We start from the raw sequence: 25,768 nt of genomic DNA, 5'->3' as shown, positions 1-25,768 counted from the left end.
AAACAAAATATTATAAAGGGTACAAAGATAAACCTCAAAAAAATATTGGAGTTTACAAAGTGAATAATTCAAGTTCATTTAAAGCCAATAAAAATTACAAAAGCGAACAAGGAAATCACGAAAACAATAAAAAAGACAAAGGAAATAATGGTCATGGAAAAGGTAAAAATTAAATTTTAAATATTTAATTACCAATAATTTAACTATAAAATAAACCTTTTGATATATTTCCCTCTTTCTTTATTAAATAGTACTTAATCTGATTTGGCACAGTTCTTGAAAATTGTTGATAGAGATAAAAAAACATTTTTATAATAAATCAATAAAATAGAATAATATGAAAACGATTAAATTAATAGCTGCTGGAATTATTTTACTAGTTACAAGTTCAATGCAAGCACAAGTATCTATAAATGTTAATATTGGTAGTGCTCCTTCTTGGGGACCCACCGGAAATGTAAATGCTGAGTATTATTACTTACCAGACGTAGAAGCATATTATGATGTAAGAGCTACACGATTTATATATTTTGACAGTGGAAGATGGATTCGTGCAAGGTTTCTACCTAACCAATATAGAAATTACAATCTAAACACAGGGTGTAAAGTAGTTCTTAACGATTACCATGGTCCAAGTCCTTACAATCATTTTAAAACCCATAAAGTAAAATACTATAGAGGGTACAGAGGTAATGAACCTAGAAATGTAGTGTATCATGTAGATAGAAGAGTTTACGCAAACAATAGACCTGATAATCGAGAATACTATAAAGGACACAGAGACAATGATCGTCATGATGACCACAAAAACTACAAACAAAAAGATAAAAGACACGATAGTGATCACGGACGTGGACATGATAGAGATTAAGGAATCATATATACTTAAAAAAGGGAGAAGAACACTAGATGTTTTTCTCCCTTTTTTTGTAGAAAAGATTTTATAAACAGTATCGAACGTTAAAAAATTTTGTAAAAAATATTTAATCCCTACATTTGGAGTTAAAGGAATAATATATTTAGATAATGTATAAAAAAAGCTACTTAATCAGTATTGTATTGCTAATTTGTTTGCAAATCACAAATGCACAACAACCTCAAAAACTTAATTCAGTTGAAATTTACAATCAAATTGAAAAACTCAATTTTCTAGGCTCAGTATTATACATAGCCGCACACCCTGACGATGAGAATACGAGACTTATTTCTTTTCTTGCCAATGATCAAAAAGCACGCACAGCTTATCTCTCTTTAACCAGAGGAGATGGTGGTCAAAATTTAATTGGTACACAGTTAAGAGAATTACTGGGTGTAATAAGAACTCAAGAACTTATAGAAGCTAGAAAAATAGATGGTGGTGAACAATTTTTCTCGAGAGCAAATGATTTTGGATTCTCAAAAAATCCAACGGAAACTTTATCCATTTGGGAAAAAGAAAAAGTATTAGCTGATGTAATTTGGGCAATAAGAAAATTCCAACCAGATGTAATTGTTAATCGCTTTGATCATAGATCTCCGGGAACCACACACGGGCATCATACCGCATCAGCAATGTTAAGCGTTGAAAGTTTTAAGATGGCTAATGATCCAACTGTTTTTCCCGAGCAATTACAATTTGTAAACCCTTGGCAAACTAAAAGACAATTTTTTAATACTTCTTGGTGGTTTTATGGTACAATGGAAAAATTCAATGCTGCTAACAAAACAAATTTAATTAGCCTTCAAACGGGAACCTATTACAGCAATCTAGGGAAATCAAACCAAGAAATTGCTGCATTAAGTCGCAGTCGTCATCAATCGCAAGGTTTTGGTAGTACTGGTGTTCGCGGCGAAGAAACAGAATATTTAGAATTCATAAATGGAGAAGCTTTAAAAGATAAAAAATCTCTTTTTGAAGGTATAGATACTTCCTGGAATCGTGTAAAAGGAGGCGCTCCTATTGGCGAACTACTCGCAATCATAGCAAAGGAATTTGACTCAAAAAACCCTTCGGCAAGTATTCCAAATTTGGCGAAAGCCTACACTATGATACAAGCCTTAGAGCCTAATCAATGGTCACCAGTAAAAGCAGCTGCAGTAAAAGAAATCATTGCTGCTTGTGCTGGATTGTATTTAGAAGCTGTGGCTCAAAACCAAGAGGCAACTCCTGGTAGTACCCTAAAATTAAAACTTGAAGCTATCAACAGAAGTGCCATTCCCATGGAGTTGATTAGTGTTAAAACAATACCAAATAACATTCTTTCAAGTCAAAACCAAGATTTAAAATACAATCTACTCAAAACAATAAATCTTGATTTTAAACTTCCTGAAAACCTAGATTATACACAACCATATTGGTTGCAAGATGCGGGTACAACTGGAATGTATACTGTAAACGACCAAAATAAAAGAGGTGTTCCTGACATTTTAAGAGAAGCGAAAGTAGAATTTAATATGCTAATAAACGGAATTAAAATTCCATACGAGCGTACCATTGTTTACAAATACAATGATGATGTAAAAGGTGAAGTTTATAACTACCTTGATATTGTACCTGATGTAACTACTACAATTACTGATAAGGTTTTGCTTTTTAAAGACACAAAAACTAAACAAGTAGGTGTTAAAATTAAAGCTGGTAAAGATAATATTAAAGGAAATTTACAGCTTGAACTTCCAAAAAACTGGACAGTAACACCTCAAAACATTCCGTTTTCATTTGAAAAAAAGGGAATGGAGCAAATTTTTTATTTTGATGTTACAGCTCCAAAAAAAGCCGAGGAAACAATAGCTAAAAGTGTTGCAATTATTGACAATAAAAGATTTGATAAAGAACAAATTATCATTTCTTACGATCATATTACAAAACAGCAAGTACTTCAAACTGCATCGGCTAAATGTATCAAAACCGATTTAAAAACAAATGAAGAAAAAATTGCTTACATTATGGGTGCTGGTGATGAAGTGCCAAATAGTTTATCCCAATTAGGCTATAAAGTTACTTTGCTTAAAGCTGAAGATATCACTCCAGAAAAGCTAGAAAACTTTGATGTAGTAATGACAGGAGTTAGAGCTTACAATACCATTAATGCATTGGTTAACAAACAAACAATCCTTTTTGATTTTGTAAAAAACGGAAAAACCATGGTTGTTCAATACAATACTGCAGGTGATTTAGTGACCAATGACATAGCACCTTATCCTTTAAAATTATCTAGAGATCGTGTTACCGAGGAGGATGCTGAAGTTCGTTTTTTGGCTCCAAACCATCCCGTTATGAATTATCCTAATACAATAACTGCACAAGATTTTAAAGGTTGGAAACAAGAGCAAGGATTATATTACCCAAATGAATTTGACAAGGCGTTTATCCCTATTTTTTCATCAAATGATAAAGGAGAAACTCCAAAAAATGGTGCTTTACTCATAGCGCCTTACGGCAAAGGTCACTATGTTTACACAGGTTTAAGCTTTTTTAGAGAGCTTCCAGAAGGTGTTACAGGAGCGTATAAATTAATTTCAAATATTATCTCTTTAAAGCCTTCACAAACCATATCAATTCAAAACAACAAGCTCTAATTTATAACTATGGAACCATTGAAACAAAAAACTTGGAAAAAAAATTATACTTGGGTATTGGTGGCTAATGCTATCTACATTGCGATTTTTTGTCTTATTATGAAATTATACTCTTAAACTATGCAATTATTTGACTGGATTATACTAATTGTTACATTACTTTTTATTGTTGTTTACGGAGCTTGGAAAACAAAAGGAAGTAAAAACGTTGAAGATTTTATACTTGGTAATAACGAAACTCCGTGGTATGTCGTAGGACTATCTGTAATGGCAACGCAAGCAAGTGCAATTACATTTTTATCTACTCCAGGTCAGGCTTATCATGACGGAATGGGTTTTGTGCAGTTTTATTTTGGTTTGCCTATTGCCATGGTTATAATTTGTGTAACCTTTATTCCTTTGTACCACAAGTATAAAGTGTATACAGCCTACGAGTATCTCGAAAAAAGATTTGATTTAAAAACCCGTTCTCTTGCTGCCATACTTTTTCTATTTCAAAGAGGTTTAGGAACTGGATTAACTATTTATGCACCCGCAATAATTTTATCTGCTATACTCGGATGGAACCTTACTTATATGAATATTGTAATAGGATTCTTGGTAATTATTTACACGTTTTCTGGAGGGACAAAAGCAGTAAATGTGACTCAAAAACAGCAAATGTTTGTGATCATGTCAGGAATGTTTATCACATTTTTTCTTATTCTATATTATTTACCTAATGATATGACGTTTTCTAGTGCTCTTCATATTGCAGGTGCCAATGATAAAATGAACATTGTCAATTTCTCTTTTGATCCCGAAGAAAAATATACTTTTTGGAGTGGTATAACGGGTGGTTTTTTCTTGGCACTAGCCTATTTTGGAACAGATCAATCCCAAGTGGGTCGCTATTTATCGGGGAAATCTGTACGTGAAAGTCAAATGGGACTGATTATGAACGGACTTTTAAAAGTTCCTATGCAGTTTTTCATATTACTTACCGGTGTCATGGTTTTTGTTTTTTTTCAGTTTAATCCGGTGCCTTTAAATTTCAATCCAAACAATAAAACATTGATTGAAAAATCAGCATATAAAGGAGAGTACAACGCATTAGAACAAAAACTGAATGATCTTTCTGAAGATAAAAAAGTCATAAACTTACTGTATATTGATCAGCTTAACCAAGATTATGACAATCCTATCTTGAGAAAAGAACTAGTAGCTTTATCAAATAAAGAAAAAGATTTAAGAGACAAAGCCAAAGAGATCATTCTAAAAGCAGATAGTAACAGCGAAACCAATGATAAAGATTATGTGTTTTTTCATTTTATTCTTAATTATTTACCAAAAGGTCTTATTGGGTTATTATTGGCTGTAATTATATCGGCGGCCATGTCATCAACTGCCTCAGGACTTAATGCCTTAGCATCTACAACTGCTATAGATATCTACAAAAGAAATGTAAAAGGTGAAAAATCAGAAAAACATTTTTTGTATGCAACAAAGTTTTTTACACTTTTATGGGGTGTGATTGCCATTCTTTTTGCCTGTGTTGGAACTTTATTTGAAAATTTAATTCAATTAGTAAACATTATTGGATCTATATTTTACGGGACCGTTTTAGGGATTTTTCTAGTAGGTTTTTATATCCACAAAGTACAATCAAAAGCTATTTTTTACAGTGCTGTGGTAAGTCAACTCACCATTTTTATCATTTATTACTACGCTATTTATGTATATCCTAGCGGTCAGGAAAAGTTAGGCTATTTATGGCTAAATTTTATTGGCGCCATGCTAACTATAATTATTTCATTGCTGTTTCAGTTTACAATTTTTAGAAAGTCCCAAAAAGAAGTAGCGCACTAAATACTGTACTTATTCCTGATAAAAAAATCTTATTCTTGTTTTATAGTTTTAAAACCAGAATAAGATTTTTTATTTGGTCTTGATTCACAAACTAGTTGAACACGAGAGAGCTAAAAAATTTAGATTCCTCCTCACCACAGGATTTTGTCTAATTTTAAACTAGAACATTACAATCTTACAAAAGACTGTATACCTGTAAATCTATAAGAAAACGGTATGCTGTAATTCCTATAATCCAGCTCATCAAAAAAAAATCCCGAACTACCATGGTAATTCGGGATTTAAAATATTTATTCTGCTTTTTAGCTCTTACTCCACTCTGCAATACTGTCTTTATTCATTTTTACATAATCTTGATTTTTTGCAATTTCTGCTGCTGCTAGGGAAGCTTTTGCAGTTTCTACAGCTCCTTTTTTATCGCCTAATTTCGCTTGAATCAAAGATTTCAATCTGTTGTACCAAAAAGGTTTTTCTTTACTCATATCTAATGCTTTGTTAACATGAGCCAATGCTTTGTTAGCATCTCCATTAGATTGAAACAAAAACTGAGCTGCAGAGAAATAATCCCCAGCAGATGGACCAGCTAAAACTTTTTCTATATTAGCTGTTGTTTTTTGTTGAGTTGGCACTTCAAACTTTACTGCTGCATATGAATTTTCCCAATACATTTCTAGAAAAGCATAATTATTGTCTAAACCGCTCACTCCTATTGTAAAAGTTTCAACACTTTTATTTAAAGTTTCTGGCTTAACCGATGTTTTCAAGACTACATTTTCTTCTTTCCATTCTTCTGGATTTCCCCAGTTATCAGTAGTTTTATAGAAAATTACATCCCAACTTTCAATTTTAGGAATCGTGTACAAAGAATATTTTCCTTTTTTTAAGGTTTTTCCATCAATAACTACATCGTCACTAAAAGAAACTATTGTGTTTTCGTTAGCTCCTGTTCTCCAAACTTTTCCAAACGGAATTAAATTTCCAAAAACTACTCTACCCTTAGCGCTTGGTCTTGAATAAGTAATTTCAACATCAGTTAATCCCACAACTTGGTTTATGGTAGTTTTAGGACTAGATTGAGGTGTTTTTAATTGTGCTTCTGCACTTAAACCAGCCACAAAAAGGGCTAGCGCAATAATCATTTTTTTCATGGTTTGTTATTTTATGATTTTCAAATTTACAAATTCAGATACTCTTAAATGTTAATTATTCCTTAATTTAGCCTTGATTTCCTGCACCATTTCAAAATTCAATTCGTTAAAATGATTGATGATCACATCTGCAATTGACAAATCTTGAGCAGCAGAATGTACACTGTTATAACCCACACAAAAAATTCCAGCTGCATTTGCAGCTTTTATGCCATTAGTACTATCTTCAATGACGATACAATTTTCTTTTTGGGCAATTGACATGCTTGCGGCATGTTCAAAAATAGCAGGATGTGGTTTTGATTGTGCAAAATCTTCCCCGCTTATTTTATGGGTAAAATAGTCGTGTAGCTTAAACCTATTAAAAACACGTTCAATGGTCACCTTAGATGCTGATGAGGCCAAAATCAATTGCATCCCATTTTGATGTAATTCTTTGATTAAATTTTCAACACCTTCAAGCAATTCTAAATCAGCCTTACTGTCAAAAGCATCGTTAAAAATAGTACGTTTCCGCTGAATTAAATCCTCTACTTCTTGGTCAATCGTAAATAACACTTTCAATTTCTGAAAGGTATTTCGCGTGGAAAAACCGGTAAATGAAGTGTACATTTCCTCTGTAACAGCAATGTTTAGCTCTTCAAATTGCTTGAAATACGCATAGCGGTGAACCGGCTCTGTATCTACGATTACGCCATCCATATCAAAAATTACTGTTTGTATCATTTTAAATTATGAGTTATGAATTATAATTATTAATCCCTGAAAAGAGGAATAAAAAACAGAACACTATTTTTTAAGCAAGTAGCGTATAACTGTTTCTGCGGCAAACAAGCCAAATAATCCTGGCATGTAACTATTGGTTCCGTAAAACGATTTTTTATAATTAGATCCGTCAGTCATTCTTAAACTGGATTCGTCTTGAATTTCAGAGGAGAAAACAACTTTTAATTTATCAATTTTCAGTTCTTTCAAGCGTCTGCGAATGGTTTTGGCAAAAAAGCAATTTACAGTATTCGTAATATCAGTCACTTTTACTTTAGAAGCTTCCATTTTTCCACCTGCACCCATGCTGCTGATGATTTTCACTCTTTTGCGTTTCGCAGCAACAATTAAATTTAGTTTTGGCGTCACACTATCTATACAATCCAAAACATAATCAAACTCCTCCGTAACAATCTCAAAAGCACGCTCCGGTGATAAAAATTCTTGTACGCGTGTTAATTGCAAATCTGGGTTAATATCCATCAATCTATCGCCAACGATCGTAATTTTTGGTTGCCCAACTGTGGAGTGCAAAGCTGGCAATTGTCTGTTAATATTGGTAATATCCACCACGTCTCCATCTACAATTGTCATTTTGCCCACTCCGGCTCTCGCCAAAAATTCAGCAGCAAATGAGCCTACGCCTCCTAATCCTACTACTAATACGTTTGCATTTTGTAAATTAGCCAAACCTTCTTTTTTAAATAAAAGTTCTGCTCTTTCTGTCCATTCTGCCATTTTTTTATGTTTAAAAGTGTCCTGTTTTACATGTTATCCAATTAAAATTGAATTCCAAAAACAGTACTAAAGTTATTATTTATGATTTTTTGAATTTCTTCAACTTTGGTTTCTTTGTATTGGGCAGCACGTTCATAAACGGCTTTTATCCCATCTTCTAAAGTATCGGTTTCTAGAAAAAAACGTTCTTGGGGAATACTTTTAAAAACCGACTCTAATGCTGGATTACGTAATAAATATTTCCCAAACGAAAGGTAAAATCCCTGATCTAACAATTGCTTAGCCACGATTGCATTTTTAGAAAATCCATGAATTAAGATGGGAACTGAGATGTTGAGCTTTTTTTTAATGGCAATCAATTCATCAAAAGCAGCCACACAATGAATGACAACTGGTTTATTGTATTTTTGTGCCAAAAGTAATTGTTTTTCAAAAACCACTTGCTGCAATTCAAGCGAGATTTCAATGCGTTTATCCAAGCCACATTCCCCTACTGCAAGACAATTGGATTGTTTTATTTGTGTTTCAATGATTTCCAAATCAGCTTCAATACGTTCTTTTGTGATGTACCAAGGATGAATCCCGATCGAATAAAAAGGGAGTTTCGCATCAAATTCATGAGGATATTGATTCACCAACTCTAGGATCCCAGATTGATTCGTAAAGTGATGCGTATGTAAATTGAAAAATTCCATTAGTCATGAAACTTTTTAACACCAGCCTTAATAGCTATACTTAAATCATTTTCTAATGGTACTAAGGGACAAGAATAACCGGGATTATACGCACAATACGGATTGTATGCCTTGTTGAAATCTATTGTTATCACATCCCCTTCTGGAATTTTTAAATCTATGTATCGCCCGCCAAGGTAGCTTTCATGACCTGACGTTACATCCGAAAATGGTAGAAATAAGTAATTTACATATTCCTTTTGTTTAGACAATTCTATATTTTGATATACATTCAACTTAAATCCTTGACCATCCATAGTAAAATAAACTTCTCCGTATTTAATGTAAGTTGGTTTTCTATCGGTTGATGTTTTCATTAAAAAAGGTTGCTCAGTAGGTGTTCTAACTAATTTTGCAGTCACAAAATAAGTTGGGTTTGCAGGAAAAAAATCTAATGATTTAAAAACTGCTAAATCCTGTGCCGTGAGCGGACTTTTTTCTGGGTTTGAATACTGTGCGTTTAACTCTTGTTGAAACTGAGCTACGGCATCAGCATTATAAGACTCTTGCGCCACAACAAAATTGAGTTGTAAACAGATAAAAAAGGTTAGGACTGTTTTCAATGATTTGATTTTTATGCAAAAATAGTGTAAAAGTTACAATACCACAACGAAAATTAAGGAGCAAGAAACGTCATGAATAGCCTATTCCCTAGCCCAGATAGTAGCGAAAATCCTTGTATTTTTTTCTTTTCGAAAAAATACAAGATTGTAGCGAATAGCTGGAAAAAGCTCCTAAAAAACATTGTAAATTTGTAACTCACAAAACTACTTTATGCTGCAAACTGCTTTTCAACGCTACATCAATAATTTTAGAGGATTTACTAGAGAAATTTGGATACTCACCTTAATTACTTTTATTAATCGTGCCGGAACCATGGTACTTCCCTTTTTATCGAAATATTTAAAGGAGGATTTACAATTTACTTACGCGCAAGTGGGCTGGATTATGGTAGCTTTTGGTTTTGGATCCATGCTTGGCTCTTGGTTGGGAGGTAAATTATCAGACAAAATAGGGTTTTACAAAATCATGATATTCAGCTTATTCACTAGCGGACTATTACTTTTTATGGTTCAGTACATTCGGACTTTTTGGGGATTGTGTGCCGGAATGTTTGTGATCATGACCGTTGCTGATATGTTTCGTCCCGCCATGTACGTTTCACTAGCCACCTATGCAAAACCTGAAAATCGTACCAGAGCCCTAACATTAGTGCGCCTTGCGGTAAACCTTGGCTTTACGGCAGGACCAGCATTAGGAGGATTAATCATCATGAATATGGGCTACAGCGGCTTATTTTGGGTTGATGGGAGTTCTTGTATCATTTCTATTTTAATTTTTACACTTCTCGTAAAAGAACGCAAAAAACCATCCGATTTGAATAGCAGCACTAGTGAAACTGAGATTCCAGCATCAGTTTTCAAAGACAAAATATTTTGGATTTTTCTTTTTGTATGCTTTATAACTGCCGTATTGTTTTTCCAACTTTTTACCACTTTACCACTGTATCACAATGAAAAATTTGGATTAACGGAGTTTCAAAGCGGACTTTTATTGTCTCTGAATGGTCTTTTAATTTTCTTTCTGGAAATGCCTATTGTGAGTATCAGTCAAAGAAAAGGGATTGACAAACTCAAAATAATATTATGGGGATCCTTATTAATGTCTCTCAGTTTTTACGTTTTAATGTTCAACATTTGGGCTGGCATCTTAGTGGTTAGCATTATTTTTATCACTTTTGGCGAGATGTTTATATTTCCCTTCTCTAATTCCTTTGCGCTTAGTCGAGCTCCAAAAGGTCACGAAGGCCGCTACATGGCTTTGTTTACCATGAGTTTTAGTTTAGCGCATATTGCAAGCTCAAAAACAGGTCTTGAAATTATTGACAGTTGGGGTTATCAAGCAAATTGGTTTGTCATGGGAACATTGGGCGTGCTGGCCGTTGCAGGCTGCATGTGGTTGCAAAAACTGGTTCAGCGGGAAAAACTAGCTAAATAATTTTATGATTTGGGCGTGACCCTAATCCAAAAAAGGGGCTTATCAACATGGTGTTGAATAAGCCCCTTTTTTGGATTACGGTCGGGCTATCCGCACCGCTGCGGCGGTTTGCTTCTATCCCTCACGCAAAATTACCTACATTTGTAAATCATACTAAAACAGATATTTACGTTATATAAAAGACACTAACATATTACAAAAACTACTATTTTAGTTAAATAACTATAAAAATAGTTTGTAAACTAGAAATATAGTTGTAAGTTTGAATCAAATATAAAACATCATGCAAAAACTGACCAATAAAGAAGAGGAAATCATGCATATATTATGGAAGCTCAAAAAAGCTTTTGTAAAAGAAATCTTGGCCGAAATCACCGAGGATCAACCGCATTACAACACACTCTCTACCATAGTGCGCAATCTTGAAGAAAAAGGATTTGTATCACACAAAGCTTTTGGGAACACACACCAATACTTTCCCGTAGTATCCCTTGAAGAGTACAGAAAACGTTTTATGCACACTGCAATTGACCATTACTTTAACAGTTCTTATAAAAATATGGTAAGCCATTTTGCCAAAGAAGAAAAAATATCAGCTGCTGAATTACGTGAAATTTTAGCCATGATTGAGCAACAAGAACAAAACAACTAAGCTATTTAAAACCAACTAACCAAAAACCAAAACCAGCATGGAAGCACTTTATCTATACCTCATAAAATCCAGCGGCTTACTAGCACTTTTTTTCGTAGCGTATCATCTTTTGCTTCGCAAAGAAACTTTTTTTACCAGCAACCGATGGTTTTTAATACTGGGTTTAATCACTTCGGTTGTTTTGCCATTCGTAGCCTTTACAAAAATTGTTTGGGTTGAACCAAGCAAAAATACCATTGACTGGTCTCAAATACCACTAGCTACCAGTTCTGAAAAGGTTCCTTTAGAAATCAATTGGTACTTAGTTATTGGAATGTTATACGCCATTGGTATGCTTCTTTTTCTACTAAAACTTGCTTTGGATTTTTATAGTTTACACCGTGTACTAAAAGGAAAACACTTTAAAAATCAAGCCGATTTTAAATACATTGACACCACAGAAAATATAGCACCCTTCTCTTTTTTTAATACTATTGTTTACAATTCATCCTTGTACAGCAAAGCCGAATTAGAAAATATTTTGAAGCATGAAAAAGTCCACAGCGAGCAAAATCACACTGTTGACGTATTAATTTCAAGACTGTTTTGTATTGTTTTTTGGTTCAATCCCTTTATCTGGTTGTACAAAAAGGCAATCTTGCAAAATCTAGAATTCATTGCAGATAGTGAAGCCACTAAAAAAATATCCGATAAAAAAGCGTATCAATTGACGCTCTTAAAAATAACAACTCACGAAAACTGTGTTGCCATTACCAATCATTTTTATCAATCATTAATCAAAAAACGAATCGTTATGTTAAACAAAAATCAATCAAAAAAATGGAATTCATGGAAATATGCAGTAATTGTTCCAGCATTAGTTGCCTTTGTGTTCTTGTTTCAAATTAAAGTTTTAGCGCAAGAACAAGATCAAATTGAAAATAAAGAGCCAATTGATGTTGATTATACAATAGATCGTTATTCAACAGATGAAGATATTAAAGAAGACATTAAATCTCTAAAAAAAGACTTTAACATTAATTGCCAAGTTAAAGGAATTAAAAGAAATTCAGATGATGACATTATTGCTTTAAATATTGAACTTATACAAGAGTCTGGTGAAAAAAGTACAATAACATTAGCTGGAAACACACCAATTCAAGAAATTAAATTTGAATGTTATTTTAATAATATTGGACAAGGAAAAGTTCGTATTTACTCGGGAGAGATTGATAAGAAAAAAAAATTAAATACATCTACAAGTAGCCTAACTGAAACCGAAGAGGATTCAGATTATATAGATAGTATTCACGAGGAGCTTTCAGAACTAACTCCCCCAACACCTCCAACCCCTCCAAATCACCCTTATGAAAATTTAATGGAAGCGCCATTTGCACCCGATTATCCTGAAGTTCCACAAGTTCCCTCAAATATCTTCAATAAAAAGGCTATGGAAAAATATGAAAAAGAAATGGCAACCTATGAGCTAAAATTAAAAAAAATTGAACCTAAAATAAAAGACTTTGAACGTAAGTTAGCACTTTATGACATTGAAATGAAAAAACTTGATCCTGCTGTAAAAGATTACGATAAGGAAATGAAAGTATTTGAAAAAGAAATGAAAATTTTTGAAAAGGAAATGAATGAATATGAATTACAATATGAAAAAATTAGTCAAAAATTAAATAAAAAGTAATACCATAAAAAGACGGTCCAAATCATGACCGTCTTTTTTTATATCTTTGAAAAAAAATAAAGATGTTTAAAATTTTAGCTCAAATCAACAGAATCATTCTTCCTAGTTTTACAAAACAACGTTTGGACTTGGCCAAAGCCAAAAAATGGCAGATGGCAATTATTGGTTACAGGTATTATGTTACCACTCGTGCCATACGCTAGTAAGTCATAGCGGCAAATACAACATGATTTGAAATTTTATCTCTTCCGTTCAAAAAAGTCAGTTCCATCAAGAAATTACATTGAACAACCACACCGCCTAGTTTTTCTACAAGTTCACAAACTGCCTTTGCCGTTCCGCCTGTAGCCAAAACATCATCATGGACAAGCACACGATCGCCTTTTTGTATGGCATCTACATGAATTTCTAGTCTATCCGTGCCATACTCCAAATCATAACTAGCCGAAATGGTCTCATAAGGCAATTTATTAGGCTTCCTAACAGGGATGAAACCTAACTTCAATTCTTGCGCTAATAAAGTTCCGAAGAAAAATCCACGGCTCTCTACCCCAACAACTTTATCAATTTTTAAATTTTCCACACCTGATAACAATATTTTAAGGCATTCATTCCTTGCTTCGGGATCAAGAAGCAGTGGAGTGATGTCTTTAAACAAAATTCCTTCCTTTGGAAATCCCTGAATATCACGGATATAATTTTTTAAAATCATTTTTTTTATTTTTTTACAATTTTACACTTGCAAATTACACATTTATGCCTATATTTGCACCCGCAAGCAAGACAATAACTCGCTTCGCAAAAAGGCCTTGTGGCGCAACTGAATAGCGCACTTGATTACGGCTCAAGAGGTTACTGGTTTGAATCCAGTCAAGGTCACTTTAAAATCCTTAAACACACTGTTTTCAGTAGTTTAAGGATTTTTTTTTATTTTTTTTATTTACTTTATAAAAATACAAAATCCCTATTTGAGAATATCAAATAGGGATTATAAAATGTATTCTCTTGAGATTATAGTGTAGCCATATCAATTACAAAACGGTAACGCACATCCCCTTTTGTCATACGGTCATACGCTTCATGGATGTCTTTGATATCAATTAATTCAATATCTGATACAATACCATTTGCAGCGCAGTAATCAAGCATTTCCTGTGTTTCAGGCAACCCTCCTATTAATGATCCTGCTAAACTTCTTCTTCCTCCTATCAAACTAAAGGCATGAATTTCATAGGGTGTTGGAGGTACTCCCACGCATATATGCACACCATTAACACGCAATAATGATAAGTAAAGATTTAAGTCATGAGGAGCAGATACGGTATCTAGAATAAAATCAAATGTTCCTGCTGCCTTTGCTAATTGTTTTTCATCTTTGGTCACAATAAAATGATGCGCCCCTAGTTTTTTTGCATCTTGTTCTTTATCTGGTGAAGTACTCAAAACAGTAACTTCAGCACCAAAAGCAACACCAAACTTAACAGCCATATGTCCAAGTCCACCAAGACCTAGTACAGCCAGTTTATGTCCTTTTCCTACTTTCCAATGTTTTAATGGAGAATAGGTTGTTATTCCTGCACACAATAATGGAGCTACTGCCGCTAGGTCTAATTTATCTGAAATATGCAACACAAAATCCTCATGAACTACAATAGTGTTTGAATACCCTCCGTATGTGGGTGTAACACCATCTTGACCCAGTGCATTATACGTATCTGTTCTTCCGTTGATACAAAATTGTTCTAATCCCTCTTTACAATTTTCACAAGTTCTACACGAGTCCACAAGACAGCCTGTTCCCGCTAAATCACCTACTTTAAATCGTGTAACTTTTTCTCCTATTCCAACTACTTTACCAACAATTTCATGTCCAGGTACCATTGGGTAAATAGATCCTCCCCAATCATCTTTTATTTGATGTAAGTCACTATGACAAACACCACAAAATTGTATATCAAACTGAACATCATGTGGTCCTAGAGCTCTTCGTTCAAAATTCCAAGGCGCTAAATCTGATTTGGCATCTTGTGCCGCATATCCTTTTGTAAGTATCATAATAAATAAATTTAATTGTTATAAAATTATGAAATTTTAACTTATCAATAATTTTAAAGAGTTATATAATTACAATCAAATTATTTAAAAATAGTAAAAGATTATGTAAGCTTAAAATATAATTTGGATAAGAAGAAATTGATCAAACTATATTGAAGAAAGTATTAGGTAGGCTAAACTTAATTTGATATCAGCAATTCAAATCATGATCGAATATCACATATAAATACTAAGCCAATATTTATGAGATTTTAGAACATTAATTATTGCCTTTTTTTTCAAAATGTCACTTTACAATGTGTTCCTTTGTAAAGAATTCATTTCCATAATATTCAAACAATACAATGAACACATACCTCTTTGATAATCATTTTCTTGAAACTAACTATAGCGAACATGAGTTAAATCATCGAGAGTTTGAATGTTGCACTTTTACCAATTGTTCTTTTTCCGAATGCCATTTTATATCCGTGACCTTTATTGATTGTACTTTTATAAACTGTTTTTTTAAATCAGCAAAAATAAATCACGTGGCACTACGAAATGTAGTATTTGATCACTGCGAAATTAAAGATGTAAACTTTGCTATGTGTGACGCATTTATTTTTAGAATTGGATTTAATAACTGCATTCTTGATTTTTCGAAATTTTATAATTTAAATCTAAAGGAAACACAATTTACAAAATGCAGTCTCATAGCAGTAGATTTCATGAATACCAATCTAACTCAAGTTATATTTGATCATTGCGATTTGTATAAAAGTGAATTTTCGGGTGCAAATGCGCATCATACTGATTTTAAAACAAGTTATAATTATACCATTGATCCAAAAAAGACAAAACTAAAAAAGACCCTTTTTTCAAAAAATGAAGTAAAGGGCCTTTTATATCAGTATGATTTAATAATTGAATAACAACAATAAGTAATAAGTATTATGAATACACTATTAACCATGAATGGTTTCGCTGTTGCCATATTTTGCAATAACTGATTCTTCATAAACTAGCCACTCTCGCCAACGTTTTTCTACATCAATTCCTTCGCCGTATTTACGTGCATAAGTTATAAAAGTCGTGTAATGACCTGCTTCACTTTCCATTAATTCTCTGTAGAATAAAGCTAATTCTGGATCCTTAATGTTTTCGGATAAAACTTTAAATCGCTCACAACTTCTGGCTTCAATCATTGCTGAAAAAAGCAAACGCTCCACTAAACTGGATACTCTACTGCCGTTACTGCTTTTTTTCATGTACAAATAGAGCTCATTTACATAGTCGTCTTTTCGTTCTCTTCCCAGTTTTAATCCACGCTTGATAATGATATTATGCACTTGTTCAAAATGATCAATTTCTTCTTTGGCTAGAGCCAATAAATCACGAACTAAATCTTGATGTTCAGAGTTATTAGTAATAATTGTAATGGCATTTGTAGCTGCTTTTTGTTCGCACCAAGCATGATCCGTTAAGATTTCTTCAATATTTTTCTCAACAATATTGACCCATCTGGGATCTGTAGGCAATTGTAATCGTAATACACCCATTTTTTTAGTCTTAAAGTTATGAAATCGAAAGTCATGAAGTCAAAAGTCGAAAGCCAAAACTAAGAAAGAATATTAAATTCTATTCAAAGACTTTCGACTTTCGACTTTAAAACTTAAAAACGTATTTATTTAGAAAACAAAAATAGCTCTTTCGCTCATCATTTCGTTAACTTCATTAGCTACCGCTTCAATTACTTCTTCGTTTGTATGATCTACTAAAACTCTGTCAATTAAGGCTACAATAGTTTCCATATCTTCTTCAACAAGACCACGAGTGGTAATAGCTGCTGTACCTACACGAATACCAGAGGTAACAAATGGTGATTTATCATCAAATGGAACCATATTTTTATTGACTGTAATTTCAGCTTTAACCAAAGCATTCTCAGCCTCTTTACCAGAAATATTTTTATTTCTTAAATCAATCAACATCATGTGATTGTCAGTTCCTCCCGAAATAATTTGGTAACCACGTTTTACAAAAGCTTCAGCCATAGCCTTAGCGTTTTTTTGTAATTGTAACGCATAGGTAAAAAATTCGTCTTGCAATGCTTCTCCAAAAGCAACCGCTTTTGCAGCAATGATATGCATTAAAGGTCCACCTTGATTACCCGGAAAAACAGCCAAGTCTAGCAAAGATGACATCATTCTTATTTCTCCTTTTGGAGTAGTTAAACCAAATGGATTTTCAAAATCCTTACCCATCAAAATTAATCCTCCACGAGGTCCACGTAATGTTTTGTGAGTCGTTGTAGTAACAATATGACAATGAGGTAAAGGATCATTCATCAAACCTTTTGCAATAAGTCCTGCAGGATGAGAAATATCAGCTAATAAAATAGCTCCTACGCTGTCAGCAATTACTCTAAAACGAGCAAAATCCATATCACGTGAATATGCAGAAGCTCCAGCGATAATCAGTTTTGGTTGTTCTCTAGTTGCAATTTCTTGAATTTTATCATAATCTAGTAAACCCGTTTCTGGGTCTACACCATAAAAAGAAGGAGTATATAAACGTCCCGAAAAATTTACAGGTGATCCGTGTGTAAGATGGCCTCCATGTGACAAATCAAAACCTAATATTTTATCACCAGGCTTAATACAAGCATGATATACTGCTGTATTTGCTTGAGATCCTGAATGTGGTTGTACATTAGCATAAGCAGCACCAAATAATTCTTTGGCTCTATCTATTGCAATTTGTTCCACAACATCAACTACTTCGCAACCTCCGTAGTATCTTTTGCCAGGATATCCTTCGGCATATTTATTAGTTAGTACAGATCCTGCTGCTTCCATCACTTCGTCACTTACAAAGTTCTCTGATGCTATTAGTTCTAATCCGTGAATTTGTCTTTCTTGTTCTTCTAGAATAAGGTCAAAAATTTGTTCGTCGCGTTGCATTTTTTTGATTTTCGTTAATTTATAGCAAAAATACAAAAAAACGTTTGGTTAATACTTAGATTATAATATATTTGATGAGTAATTTTTTAACAAAATAATTAACATCATATGCCAATAACAGCAAACGATACTAATAGAAAATCATGGTTAGAAGTACCTGAAAACAGTGACTTCCCCATTCAAAATATACCATTTGGAGTTTTCCTTACAAAAGAAAATATTGTCACAGTAGGAACAAGAATTGGCGATTATGCCATAGATCTAGGTGCACTGCAACAACTCAATTATTTTGATGGTATTGAACTTACTGATGATATGTTTATGCAGGATACGCTGAATGACTTCATATCAGACGGAAAAAAAACATGGAGACTGGTAAGAAACCGCATTGCTGAACTCTTTGATGCTAACAATACCAAACTACAAAACAATACCAAAGACCGAGATATTGTAATCTTTAGAATGGAAGATGTTGAAATGCAATTACCAGTTTTAATTGGTGATTACACTGATTTTTATTCGAGTAAAGAACATGCAACTAATGTGGGGAAAATGTTTAGAGATCCTGAAAACGCATTATTACCTAACTGGCTTCATATTCCAGTAGGATATCACGGAAGAAGCTCTTCGATAGTACCGTCTGGAATTCCTGTTCACAGACCCATGGGTCAAACATTACCTAACGGAGAAACAAGCCCAGTTTTTGGTCCTTCACGTTCTGTTGATTTTGAACTTGAAACTGCGTTTATCACCACTGACGTCAATATCATGGGTGAAAATATTCCTGTAACGGAGGCCGAAGATTATATTTTTGGGATGGTGTTATTAAATGACTGGAGTGCACGTGATATTCAAAAATGGGAATACGTTCCGCTAGGGCCATTTTTAGCTAAAAACTTTGCCTCTTCAATTTCACCATGGATAGTAACTATGGATGCATTAGAACCATTTAGAACAAAAGGTCCTAAACAAGAGCCTACGCCCCTACCGTATTTACAACAAAAAGGGAAGCATTCATTTGATATAAATCTAGAAGTGGCAATTCAACCTGAAAATGCTGAGGCTACTGTAGTTTCTAAATCTAATTTTAAATACATGTATTGGACTATGAGTCAACAATTGACACATCATACTTCAAATGGATGTAGAGTGAATTCTGGAGATATGATGGGATCAGGAACGATATCAGGACCTACTGAAGATAGTTTTGGTTCTATGCTTGAACTTACTTGGGGTGGAAAAAATCCAATAAAAATGAGCGATAACACAGAGCGTAAATTTATAAATGACAATGATACTGTAATCATGAAAGGTTTTTGCAAAAACGGTCATGTACGTATTGGTTTTGGAGAAGTTTCAAGCAAGCTATTACCTCCTTTTGTACGAAAATAAAATTTATATAAAATTACCATTTGAAACCTAACAATTATACTATTTTTGTTAGGTTTTTTTTGGCATTATATTTGAATTTAGCTTTTTGAAATATTCTTTTCGCTACAATCAAAAAAAACATTGCTCAACATTCTACCTCTAAAATTAACGCTTATGAAAAAAATTACTATTCTATTTATCTTATTTATTTTATTTTCCTCCTGTGGAGTAAAGCAAACCCAAAATGCATTAAGCTCAGGCAATTATGATCAAGCAATAGATAATGCCATTTCAAGTTTAAGAAGTAACAAGGATAAAAAAGGAAAACAAGATTACGTTTATCTCCTGGAAGAGGCTTTCGCCAAAGCTAAAGATAGAGATCTTAACTATATTAACTTGTGGACTAAAGAAAACAATCCTGCTCAGTTAGAGAAAATCTATAACACCTACGTACAATTAAATCAAAGACAAGAAAACATAAAACCAATTTTACCCTTAAAATTATTAAACGAAGGTCGAAATGCAATCTTTCCATTTGATGACTATAGTGATAAAATTGTAAGTAGTAAAAATGCACTAGCAGCTTATTTATATGCAAATGCTAAAAAATTAATGATCTCTACTGATAAAATGAATTTTAGAAAAGCATTTAATGACTTGAATTATCTCAACCAGATTAATCCAAACTATAAAGATGTTTTAAAATTAATGGATGAAGCAAAATTTAAAGGCTGTGATTTTGTTTCGGTTACTACAAAAAATGAGACTAGCATGATTATCCCTGTTCGTTTGCAAAATGATTTACTTGATTTTAGCACATTCGGGTTAAATGACGCATGGACTGTGTATCACAACAACAAACAAAAAGGTATTGTTTATGATTATGGAATGGTCATCAATTTTAGAGACATCTTAATTTCACCAGAACAAGTTAAAGAGCGCGAATTTGTTAAAGAACGCGTGATAAAAGACGGTGTAAAAAAACTTATTGACGCCAATGGCAAAGAAGTTCTAGATGAAAAAGGAAAAGTAGTAATGGTTGACGACTTAAAAACGGTAACCGCCAGAATTTATGAATTCAGACAATTTAAATCTTCGCAAGTCACTGCTAAAATCGATTACATTAACCTAAGAACTAACCAACTCATTCAAACATTCCCTATAACAAGCGAGTATATTTTTGAAAACATATATGCTACTTGTAATGGTGACAGGCGCGCCTCAGACGATAACTATTTTAGCTATTTTGACAGAAAACCAGTCTTGTTTCCTAGTAGCGAACAAATGATTTATGACACTGGTCAAGATCTAAAAGCAAAAATTAAAAACATCATTACTCAAAATAGATTTAGAAACTAACCTTTATAAATCTTTCATTATCAAAACTCCTAGAGCACTACGTTCTAGGAGTTTTTTTTTGAAATAACACAATAGCTCCATAATTTGTTACAAATAAAAATTAAATAGTTATAATTCAAAAAATAATGTACTTTTGCAATTGTGAATAATACAAACGTACATATAACTTCTTTGTCACGGACAAACATGCTAACCGCTTCTCCCGAATTACGGACACTATAACTATAGTTTCCTAGTGCTGTTTCTCATTTATTCATACTTTCATTTTTTTTGTTTTGACATTATCAAACTCTATTGGATTATTACATCCTTTATTTTTTATAGTATTTACTGTATTTTACTGTAAATCAATACGCTACATCTATTCATTAGATTTTAGCGCAAATTCATATTGCCTAAAATTCGTTTTAGTTTCTAATCAAAAATCATTTTATAACATCCAAATTCTACTTTTGAAATGAACATTTCCATTGTCACAACTCAGGAAGAGCACTACAAATATGCACAAGAAATATGCGAAACAATAGAGTTATCAGCACTTTTAAGAGGTACTGGTATTGCTAAAAGAACGCCTGAATACATACAGAAAAAAATGGAGACCAATGATGCCGTTATTGCACTTGACAACGGAAAATTTGCAGGTTTTTGTTATATCGAGAGTTGGCAACATGGCCAGTTTGTAGCACATTCTGGCTTGATCGTTCATCCGGATTACAGAAATCTTGGTTTGGCAAAACAAATAAAGTCATTTGTGTTTGATTACTCGCTAAAAAAATATCCAGAAGCAAAAGTTTTTGGAATTACAACAGGCTTAGCAGTAATGAAAATAAATTCTGAATTGGGATACAAGCCAGTTCCTTTTTCGGAGCTTACCAATGACCCAAGCTTTTGGAAAGGCTGCCAAACCTGCACCAATTATGAAATTTTGAAAAGCAAAGACAACAAAATGTGCTTGTGTACCGGCATGCTATATGATCCAAATGAAAAACCAAAAGATCCTCCTAAACATCCTTTCAATGTCCGGATTTGGAACCGTTTGAAGAAAATAAAACAAGCGGTATTTTTGGATCAATAAATCTCCTCTACTCCCGAATCCTCGGGACTTCCAAAAGAGAAGGAAGACAAGAGAGATAAATATAGAAAAAGTTACATAAAATAATATTCCCTTTTGCCACTTTTGGCTCCCCCTCCTTCGGAGGGGGCGGGGGGGAGGAAAAAAAATAAAAAAATGAAAAAAGTAGTATTAGCATATAGTGGAGGTCTTGATACTTCCTACTGCCTGAAATATTTAAAAAATGAAAAAGGTTTTGAAGTTCACACAGTCCTTGTAGATACCGGTGGATTTACTGCTGAAGAACTAGAAAGTATAACAACAAGAGCGTATGAACTTGGTAGTGCAAAACACACTAATCTTACCATTGTAGATAAATATTATGATAAAGCCATCAAGTATTTGATTTTTGGAAATGTATTAAAAAACAATACTTATCCACTTTCTGTGAGTGCTGAACGTGTTTTTCAAGCTATCGAAGCTATTAAATATGCAAAATCTGTTGGCGCTAGTGCCATTGCACACGGAAGTACTGGGGCTGGAAATGACCAAATTCGTTTTGATTTAATTTTCCAAACTATCGCACCCGAAATTGAAATCATCACTCCTATTCGAGATTTGAAATTATCCAGACAGGAAGAAGTAGATTATTTAGCCAAAAACGGCGTTTCATATTCTTGGGAAAAAGCACAATATTCTATTAACAAAGGATTGTGGGGAACAAGTGTGGGCGGAAAAGAAACTTTAACATCGCATCAAGCGCTACCTAGCGCTGCATATCCTTCGCAATTGGTAAAAGAGGGCGCAGAAAAAGTAACATTAGAATTTTTAAAAGGGGAATTAATTGCTGTAAATGGTATAAAAGACAAACCTTCAGCTAATATCGTTACTCTTGAAAATCTGGCTAATGCCTACGCTATAGGCAGAGATATTCACGTTGGTGATACCATTATTGGCATTAAAGGAAGAGTAGGTTTTGAGGCTGCCGCACCTTTAATTATCATCAAAGCACACCATTTATTAGAGAAACACACACTAGGAAAATGGCAGCAATACTGGAAAGAGCAGTTAGGCAACTGGTACGGAATGCTGTTTCATGAAGGACAATTTCTAGATCCTGTGATGAGAAATATCGAAACTTTTCTGCAAGATACCCAGCACACTGTCAACGGAAAAGTGACTGTTACACTAAAACCATATCATTTTTCGCTTGACGGAATCGAATCTGAAAATGATTTAATGAATACGAGTTTTGGACAATACGGCGAAATGAACAATGCATGGACCTCTGATGATGCCAAAGGATTTATCAAAATTCTTGGAAATGCTCAAAACATTTTTTCATCGGTAAATAATGAAACATACGAGTAATAAATAGCGTTTTTTTAGGAGCAGAAAAATTTTGCGTTTTCAGAAATAGTGTCCCGCTTTACGCTACAATCTTTTCCTTTAAAAAAAGGAAAAGGATTTTCACTGCAATCGGGGCTAAAGAGAAAAATAGTGCTTCTTTAAAAACATAAAAAGAACAATATCCAATCTGTGGAAATCAGTAAAATCTGTGACAATAAATAATTCGAAAAAATAAAAATTATGATTACTATCGGTATAATAGGTGGATCAGGATATACAGCAGGAGAATTAATAAGAATTCTAATGTTTCATCCTCACGCAACCATTGATTTTGTTTTCAGTACAACAAATGCTGGAAAGCCGCTTTCTGTGGCGCACCACGATTTACTCGGCGATATTGAAATGAATTTTACTGATACCGTAAATCCAAACGTGAACGTGGTTTTCTTGTGTTTAGGCCATGGAAAATCAAAATCATTTTTAGAACAAAATCAATTTGCAAGTCATACCAAAATTATTGATTTGGGTAATGATTTCAGATTAACAAAAGATAAAGAATTCGATGACAAATCTTTTGTTTATGGTTTACCCGAATTGAACAAAGCAGCCATTAAAAACGCTCAATTTATTGCAAATCCGGGTTGTTTTGCAACAGCGATTCAGCTCGCATTATTGCCTTTAGCGAAAGCCGAAATACTCACAACTGACGTTCATATCAATGCTACAACAGGAAGCACAGGAGCCGGAGTTACCCCTTCAGAAACGACACATTTTAGCTGGAGATCAAACAATATGTCGCATTACAAAGCTTTTGAACACCAACATCTAGGGGAAATAAACCAAAGTGTCCAACAATTGCAAGCAGAATATGCAAACGAATTGATTTTTGTACCCAACAGAGGCGATTTTGCCAGAGGAATATTCGCCACATTATACACAACAGTCGAAGAAAGTCTGGAAGATTTAGTAGCAAAGTATGAGACTTATTACCAAGACCAACCTTTTGTTACGGTTACTACTGCAGGAATCAACATGAAACAAGTGGTGCAAACCAATAAATGCATTATTAGTTTAATGAAAAAAGGAAACCGGTTATTGATAACTTCAGTAATCGATAATTTAACAAAAGGAGCTTCAGGACAAGCCATACAAAACATGAATTTAATGTTTGGACTAGATGAAACCACAGGATTGCATTTGAAACCAAGCGGATTTTAAAATAATTAAAAGATTGAAGAATTTAATGATTTAAAAATTATTAGGATTCTAGAAACAGAAAAAGATTTAAAAACGACTTGAATCTTTGAATTTTTCAATTTTTAAATCTTTAAATAATAAAAAATGAACTTATTTGACGTTTACCCATTATACAGCATCACTCCAGTAAAAGCGCTAGATTGCACTATTACTGACGAAAACGGAGTGGAATATTTAGATTTATACGGCGGTCATGGCGTAATTTCCATTGGACACACCCAACCAGATTATGTTACTGCCTTAAAAAAACAGTTAGACAACATCAGTTTCTATTCAAATGCGATTCAGAATCCACTTCAAGTTGAATTAGCTCAAAAGTTAGGAAAACTTTCAGGATTAGAGGACTACACTTTATTCTTGTGCAGTTCTGGGGCTGAAGCCAATGAAAACGCTTTGAAATTGGCCTCGTTTCACAACCATAAATCGCGAGTAATTGCTTTTGAGAATTCCTTTCATGGTAGGACTTCGGCGGCAGTTGCAGTAACTGACAATAAAAAAATTGTAGCTCCAATCAATGCACAGCAAATTGTTACTTTTTTACCCTTGAACAACATTGAATTGGTTGAAAACGAACTCAAAAAAGGCGATGTCTCTTCGGTAATAATTGAAGGTATTCAAGGAGTGGGCGGCTTAGATCAAGGTACCACAGCATTTTTTCAGGATTTAGAAAAAATATGCGCAGCGTATGATGTTGTTTTAATTCTAGACGAAGTACAATCCGGATACGGAAGAAGCGGAAAGTTTTTTGCACACCAACATCATGATATCAAAGCCGATATAATTTGTTTGGCAAAGGGAATGGGGAACGGTTTTCCAATTGGTGGGATTATGATTTCTCCAAAATTCACAGCTAGTTACGGATTATTAGGAACTACTTTTGGAGGAAACCATCTCGCGTGTGCTGCCGGAATTGCAGTTTTAGACGTGATGGAGAAACAACAATTAATGGATAATGTGAACGACGTTTACGCCTATTTTCTGGAAGCAATCAAACAAATCCCTGAAGTAATTCAAGTGAAAGGAAGAGGATTAATGCTTGGCGTAGAATTTGATTTTGACGTTAGTATTCTTCGTAAAAAAATGATTATCGACAAACATATTTTTACCGGAAATGCAAACAACAAAAACTTACTGCGAATTTTACCTCCTTTAACAATAACAAAACCAGCAATCGACTTGTTTATAAAGGCTTTAAAAGAAGCTTTAGTAGAGATCCAATAACATAAAGTAATGCTATTTGTAATAGAACTTAAACAACTAAAAA

At 33.6% G+C, this 25,768-nt stretch carries 23 protein-coding genes and 1 tRNA gene; 15 read left to right on the top strand and 9 right to left on the bottom strand.

What is annotated here, in order from left to right; translation table 11 throughout:
• Positions 1 to 337 precede the first annotated feature (337 nt).
• From DNC80_RS13860 to DNC80_RS13850, 3 genes are all read left to right on the top strand, one after another.
• Positions 338 to 871, top strand: coding sequence for a hypothetical protein (locus tag DNC80_RS13860; protein WP_182651727.1), 534 nt, complete (start codon positions 338 to 340; stop codon positions 869 to 871).
• Between the two features lie 155 nt (positions 872 to 1,026).
• The gene (locus DNC80_RS13855) at positions 1,027 to 3,558 is read left to right on the top strand and encodes a PIG-L family deacetylase (RefSeq protein WP_182651726.1); all 2,532 of its coding nucleotides are present in this window, start codon (positions 1,027 to 1,029) and stop codon (positions 3,556 to 3,558) included.
• A gap of 120 nt (positions 3,559 to 3,678) precedes the next feature.
• Positions 3,679 to 5,406 (top strand): sodium:solute symporter, encoded by a 1,728-nt coding sequence (locus DNC80_RS13850; protein ID WP_182651725.1) that lies wholly within the window; start codon positions 3,679 to 3,681, stop codon positions 5,404 to 5,406.
• A 302-nt stretch (positions 5,407 to 5,708) separates the two neighbouring features.
• Here DNC80_RS13850 and DNC80_RS13845 read toward each other — a convergent pair whose 3' ends face one another.
• The 5 genes from DNC80_RS13845 to DNC80_RS13825 form a co-directional block, all read right to left on the bottom strand.
• A complete protein-coding gene (locus tag DNC80_RS13845) occupies positions 5,709 to 6,554 on the bottom strand; it encodes a DUF2911 domain-containing protein (protein WP_182651724.1) in 846 nt (281 codons plus the stop codon).
• Positions 6,555 to 6,605: 51 nt separating this feature from the next.
• Complete coding sequence (locus DNC80_RS13840; protein WP_182651723.1) at positions 6,606 to 7,280, bottom strand: HAD family phosphatase; 675 nt, start codon at positions 7,278 to 7,280, stop codon at positions 6,606 to 6,608.
• A gap of 63 nt (positions 7,281 to 7,343) precedes the next feature.
• Positions 7,344 to 8,057, bottom strand: a complete 714-nt coding sequence (locus DNC80_RS13835) for a ThiF family adenylyltransferase (protein ID WP_182651722.1) — start codon at positions 8,055 to 8,057, stop codon at positions 7,344 to 7,346.
• Positions 8,058 to 8,098: 41 nt separating this feature from the next.
• Positions 8,099 to 8,752 carry a TatD family hydrolase gene (locus DNC80_RS13830; RefSeq protein WP_182651721.1) on the bottom strand — a complete coding sequence of 218 codons (654 nt, stop codon included), beginning with the start codon at positions 8,750 to 8,752 and terminating at the stop codon, positions 8,099 to 8,101.
• A complete protein-coding gene (locus DNC80_RS13825) occupies positions 8,752 to 9,354 on the bottom strand; it encodes a DUF1684 domain-containing protein (RefSeq protein ID WP_220485254.1) in 603 nt (200 codons plus the stop codon). The genes DNC80_RS13830 and DNC80_RS13825 overlap by 1 nt, the downstream gene beginning before the upstream one ends.
• Before the next feature lie 211 nt (positions 9,355 to 9,565).
• On the opposite strand from DNC80_RS13825, the gene DNC80_RS13820 reads away from it, so the two are divergent.
• From DNC80_RS13820 to DNC80_RS13805, 4 genes are all read left to right on the top strand, one after another.
• The gene (locus DNC80_RS13820; protein ID WP_182651720.1) at positions 9,566 to 10,789 is read left to right on the top strand and encodes an MFS transporter; all 1,224 of its coding nucleotides are present in this window, start codon (positions 9,566 to 9,568) and stop codon (positions 10,787 to 10,789) included.
• A 283-nt stretch (positions 10,790 to 11,072) separates the two neighbouring features.
• Positions 11,073 to 11,441: a BlaI/MecI/CopY family transcriptional regulator gene (locus DNC80_RS13815; RefSeq protein ID WP_182651719.1), complete on the top strand. Its 369-nt coding sequence runs from the start codon at positions 11,073 to 11,075 to the stop codon at positions 11,439 to 11,441.
• Between the two features lie 37 nt (positions 11,442 to 11,478).
• On the top strand, positions 11,479 to 13,116 hold the full coding sequence (locus DNC80_RS13810; RefSeq protein WP_182651718.1) for a M56 family metallopeptidase: 1,638 nt from the start codon (positions 11,479 to 11,481) through the stop codon (positions 13,114 to 13,116).
• 62 nt (positions 13,117 to 13,178) lie between these two features.
• Positions 13,179 to 13,319: an SsrA-binding protein gene (locus DNC80_RS13805; protein WP_182651717.1), complete on the top strand. Its 141-nt coding sequence runs from the start codon at positions 13,179 to 13,181 to the stop codon at positions 13,317 to 13,319.
• Here the strand turns inward: DNC80_RS13805 and DNC80_RS13800 are convergent.
• On the bottom strand, positions 13,316 to 13,828 hold the full coding sequence (locus tag DNC80_RS13800; RefSeq protein ID WP_182651716.1) for an adenine phosphoribosyltransferase: 513 nt from the start codon (positions 13,826 to 13,828) through the stop codon (positions 13,316 to 13,318). The genes DNC80_RS13805 and DNC80_RS13800 overlap by 4 nt on opposite strands.
• A 93-nt stretch (positions 13,829 to 13,921) precedes the next feature.
• Here DNC80_RS13800 and DNC80_RS13795 point away from each other — a divergent pair.
• Positions 13,922 to 13,995 (top strand) — tRNA-Arg (locus DNC80_RS13795).
• A 132-nt stretch (positions 13,996 to 14,127) separates the two neighbouring features.
• Here DNC80_RS13795 and DNC80_RS13790 read toward each other — a convergent pair.
• Positions 14,128 to 15,171, bottom strand: a complete 1,044-nt coding sequence (locus DNC80_RS13790; RefSeq protein ID WP_182651715.1) for an NAD(P)-dependent alcohol dehydrogenase — start codon at positions 15,169 to 15,171, stop codon at positions 14,128 to 14,130.
• 344 nt (positions 15,172 to 15,515) lie between these two features.
• Between DNC80_RS13790 and DNC80_RS13785 the strand changes: the two genes are divergently transcribed.
• The gene (locus DNC80_RS13785; protein ID WP_182651714.1) at positions 15,516 to 16,085 is read left to right on the top strand and encodes a pentapeptide repeat-containing protein; all 570 of its coding nucleotides are present in this window, start codon (positions 15,516 to 15,518) and stop codon (positions 16,083 to 16,085) included.
• A gap of 33 nt (positions 16,086 to 16,118) precedes the next feature.
• Here the strand turns inward: DNC80_RS13785 and DNC80_RS13780 are convergent, their stop codons facing one another.
• Together DNC80_RS13780 and glyA are read right to left on the bottom strand one after the other, a co-directional pair.
• Complete coding sequence (locus DNC80_RS13780; protein WP_182651713.1) at positions 16,119 to 16,712, bottom strand: tRNA-(ms[2]io[6]A)-hydroxylase; 594 nt, start codon at positions 16,710 to 16,712, stop codon at positions 16,119 to 16,121.
• A gap of 129 nt (positions 16,713 to 16,841) precedes the next feature.
• Positions 16,842 to 18,116, bottom strand: coding sequence for a serine hydroxymethyltransferase (glyA, locus tag DNC80_RS13775; RefSeq protein ID WP_182651712.1), 1,275 nt, complete (start codon positions 18,114 to 18,116; stop codon positions 16,842 to 16,844).
• Between the two features lie 108 nt (positions 18,117 to 18,224).
• Here glyA and fahA point away from each other — a divergent pair, with 108 nt between their 5' ends.
• The 6 genes from fahA to DNC80_RS13745 all read left to right on the top strand — a co-directional run bounded on the left by fahA (position 18,225) and on the right by DNC80_RS13745 (position 25,725).
• Positions 18,225 to 19,508: a fumarylacetoacetase gene (fahA, locus tag DNC80_RS13770; protein ID WP_182651711.1), complete on the top strand. Its 1,284-nt coding sequence runs from the start codon at positions 18,225 to 18,227 to the stop codon at positions 19,506 to 19,508.
• Between the two features lie 153 nt (positions 19,509 to 19,661).
• Entirely contained in the window at positions 19,662 to 20,846 is a 1,185-nt protein-coding gene (locus DNC80_RS13765) for a hypothetical protein (protein WP_182651710.1), read from the top strand.
• Between the two features lie 457 nt (positions 20,847 to 21,303).
• Positions 21,304 to 21,921, top strand: a complete 618-nt coding sequence (locus DNC80_RS13760; RefSeq protein WP_182651709.1) for a GNAT family N-acetyltransferase — start codon at positions 21,304 to 21,306, stop codon at positions 21,919 to 21,921.
• A 153-nt stretch (positions 21,922 to 22,074) separates the two neighbouring features.
• Positions 22,075 to 23,268, top strand: a complete 1,194-nt coding sequence (locus tag DNC80_RS13755; RefSeq protein ID WP_182651708.1) for an argininosuccinate synthase — start codon at positions 22,075 to 22,077, stop codon at positions 23,266 to 23,268.
• 219 nt (positions 23,269 to 23,487) lie between these two features.
• Complete coding sequence (gene argC / locus DNC80_RS13750) at positions 23,488 to 24,465, top strand: N-acetyl-gamma-glutamyl-phosphate reductase (protein WP_182651707.1); 978 nt, start codon at positions 23,488 to 23,490, stop codon at positions 24,463 to 24,465.
• A 123-nt stretch (positions 24,466 to 24,588) separates the two neighbouring features.
• Positions 24,589 to 25,725: an aspartate aminotransferase family protein gene (locus DNC80_RS13745; protein WP_182651706.1), complete on the top strand. Its 1,137-nt coding sequence runs from the start codon at positions 24,589 to 24,591 to the stop codon at positions 25,723 to 25,725.
• Positions 25,726 to 25,768 lie beyond the last annotated feature (43 nt).

This window comes from Flavobacterium sp. SOK18b, assembly GCF_014156605.1.
GTDB lineage: Bacteria > Bacteroidota > Bacteroidia > Flavobacteriales > Flavobacteriaceae > Flavobacterium > Flavobacterium tiangeerense.
This window is presented reverse-complemented; position numbering and strand designations above follow the sequence as displayed.

Excerpts from the sequence above, each read along its gene's own strand:
- DNC80_RS13815 (WP_182651719.1), top strand. The coding sequence starts at position 11,073 with ATGCAAAAACTGACCAATAAAGAAGAGGAAATCATGCATATATTATGG.
- DNC80_RS13780 (WP_182651713.1), bottom strand. The coding sequence starts at position 16,712 with ATGGGTGTATTACGATTACAATTGCCTACAGATCCCAGATGGGTCAAT.
- DNC80_RS13840 (WP_182651723.1), bottom strand. The coding sequence starts at position 7,280 with ATGATACAAACAGTAATTTTTGATATGGATGGCGTAATCGTAGATACA.
- DNC80_RS13785 (WP_182651714.1), top strand. The coding sequence starts at position 15,516 with ATGAACACATACCTCTTTGATAATCATTTTCTTGAAACTAACTATAGC.
- DNC80_RS13855 (WP_182651726.1), top strand. The coding sequence starts at position 1,027 with ATGTATAAAAAAAGCTACTTAATCAGTATTGTATTGCTAATTTGTTTG.
- DNC80_RS13805 (WP_182651717.1), top strand. The coding sequence starts at position 13,179 with ATGTTTAAAATTTTAGCTCAAATCAACAGAATCATTCTTCCTAGTTTT.
- DNC80_RS13810 (WP_182651718.1), top strand. The coding sequence starts at position 11,479 with ATGGAAGCACTTTATCTATACCTCATAAAATCCAGCGGCTTACTAGCA.
- DNC80_RS13860 (WP_182651727.1), top strand. The coding sequence starts at position 338 with ATGAAAACGATTAAATTAATAGCTGCTGGAATTATTTTACTAGTTACA.
- DNC80_RS13845 (WP_182651724.1), bottom strand. The coding sequence starts at position 6,554 with ATGAAAAAAATGATTATTGCGCTAGCCCTTTTTGTGGCTGGTTTAAGT.
- DNC80_RS13820 (WP_182651720.1), top strand. The coding sequence starts at position 9,566 with ATGCTGCAAACTGCTTTTCAACGCTACATCAATAATTTTAGAGGATTT.
- DNC80_RS13790 (WP_182651715.1), bottom strand. The coding sequence starts at position 15,171 with ATGATACTTACAAAAGGATATGCGGCACAAGATGCCAAATCAGATTTA.
- DNC80_RS13765 (WP_182651710.1), top strand. The coding sequence starts at position 19,662 with ATGAAAAAAATTACTATTCTATTTATCTTATTTATTTTATTTTCCTCC.
- DNC80_RS13760 (WP_182651709.1), top strand. The coding sequence starts at position 21,304 with ATGAACATTTCCATTGTCACAACTCAGGAAGAGCACTACAAATATGCA.
- fahA (WP_182651711.1), top strand. The coding sequence starts at position 18,225 with ATGCCAATAACAGCAAACGATACTAATAGAAAATCATGGTTAGAAGTA.
- argC (WP_182651707.1), top strand. The coding sequence starts at position 23,488 with ATGATTACTATCGGTATAATAGGTGGATCAGGATATACAGCAGGAGAA.
- DNC80_RS13835 (WP_182651722.1), bottom strand. The coding sequence starts at position 8,057 with ATGGCAGAATGGACAGAAAGAGCAGAACTTTTATTTAAAAAAGAAGGT.
- DNC80_RS13850 (WP_182651725.1), top strand. The coding sequence starts at position 3,679 with ATGCAATTATTTGACTGGATTATACTAATTGTTACATTACTTTTTATT.
- DNC80_RS13800 (WP_182651716.1), bottom strand. The coding sequence starts at position 13,828 with ATGATTTTAAAAAATTATATCCGTGATATTCAGGGATTTCCAAAGGAA.
- DNC80_RS13830 (WP_182651721.1), bottom strand. The coding sequence starts at position 8,752 with ATGGAATTTTTCAATTTACATACGCATCACTTTACGAATCAATCTGGG.
- glyA (WP_182651712.1), bottom strand. The coding sequence starts at position 18,116 with ATGCAACGCGACGAACAAATTTTTGACCTTATTCTAGAAGAACAAGAA.
- DNC80_RS13755 (WP_182651708.1), top strand. The coding sequence starts at position 22,075 with ATGAAAAAAGTAGTATTAGCATATAGTGGAGGTCTTGATACTTCCTAC.
- DNC80_RS13745 (WP_182651706.1), top strand. The coding sequence starts at position 24,589 with ATGAACTTATTTGACGTTTACCCATTATACAGCATCACTCCAGTAAAA.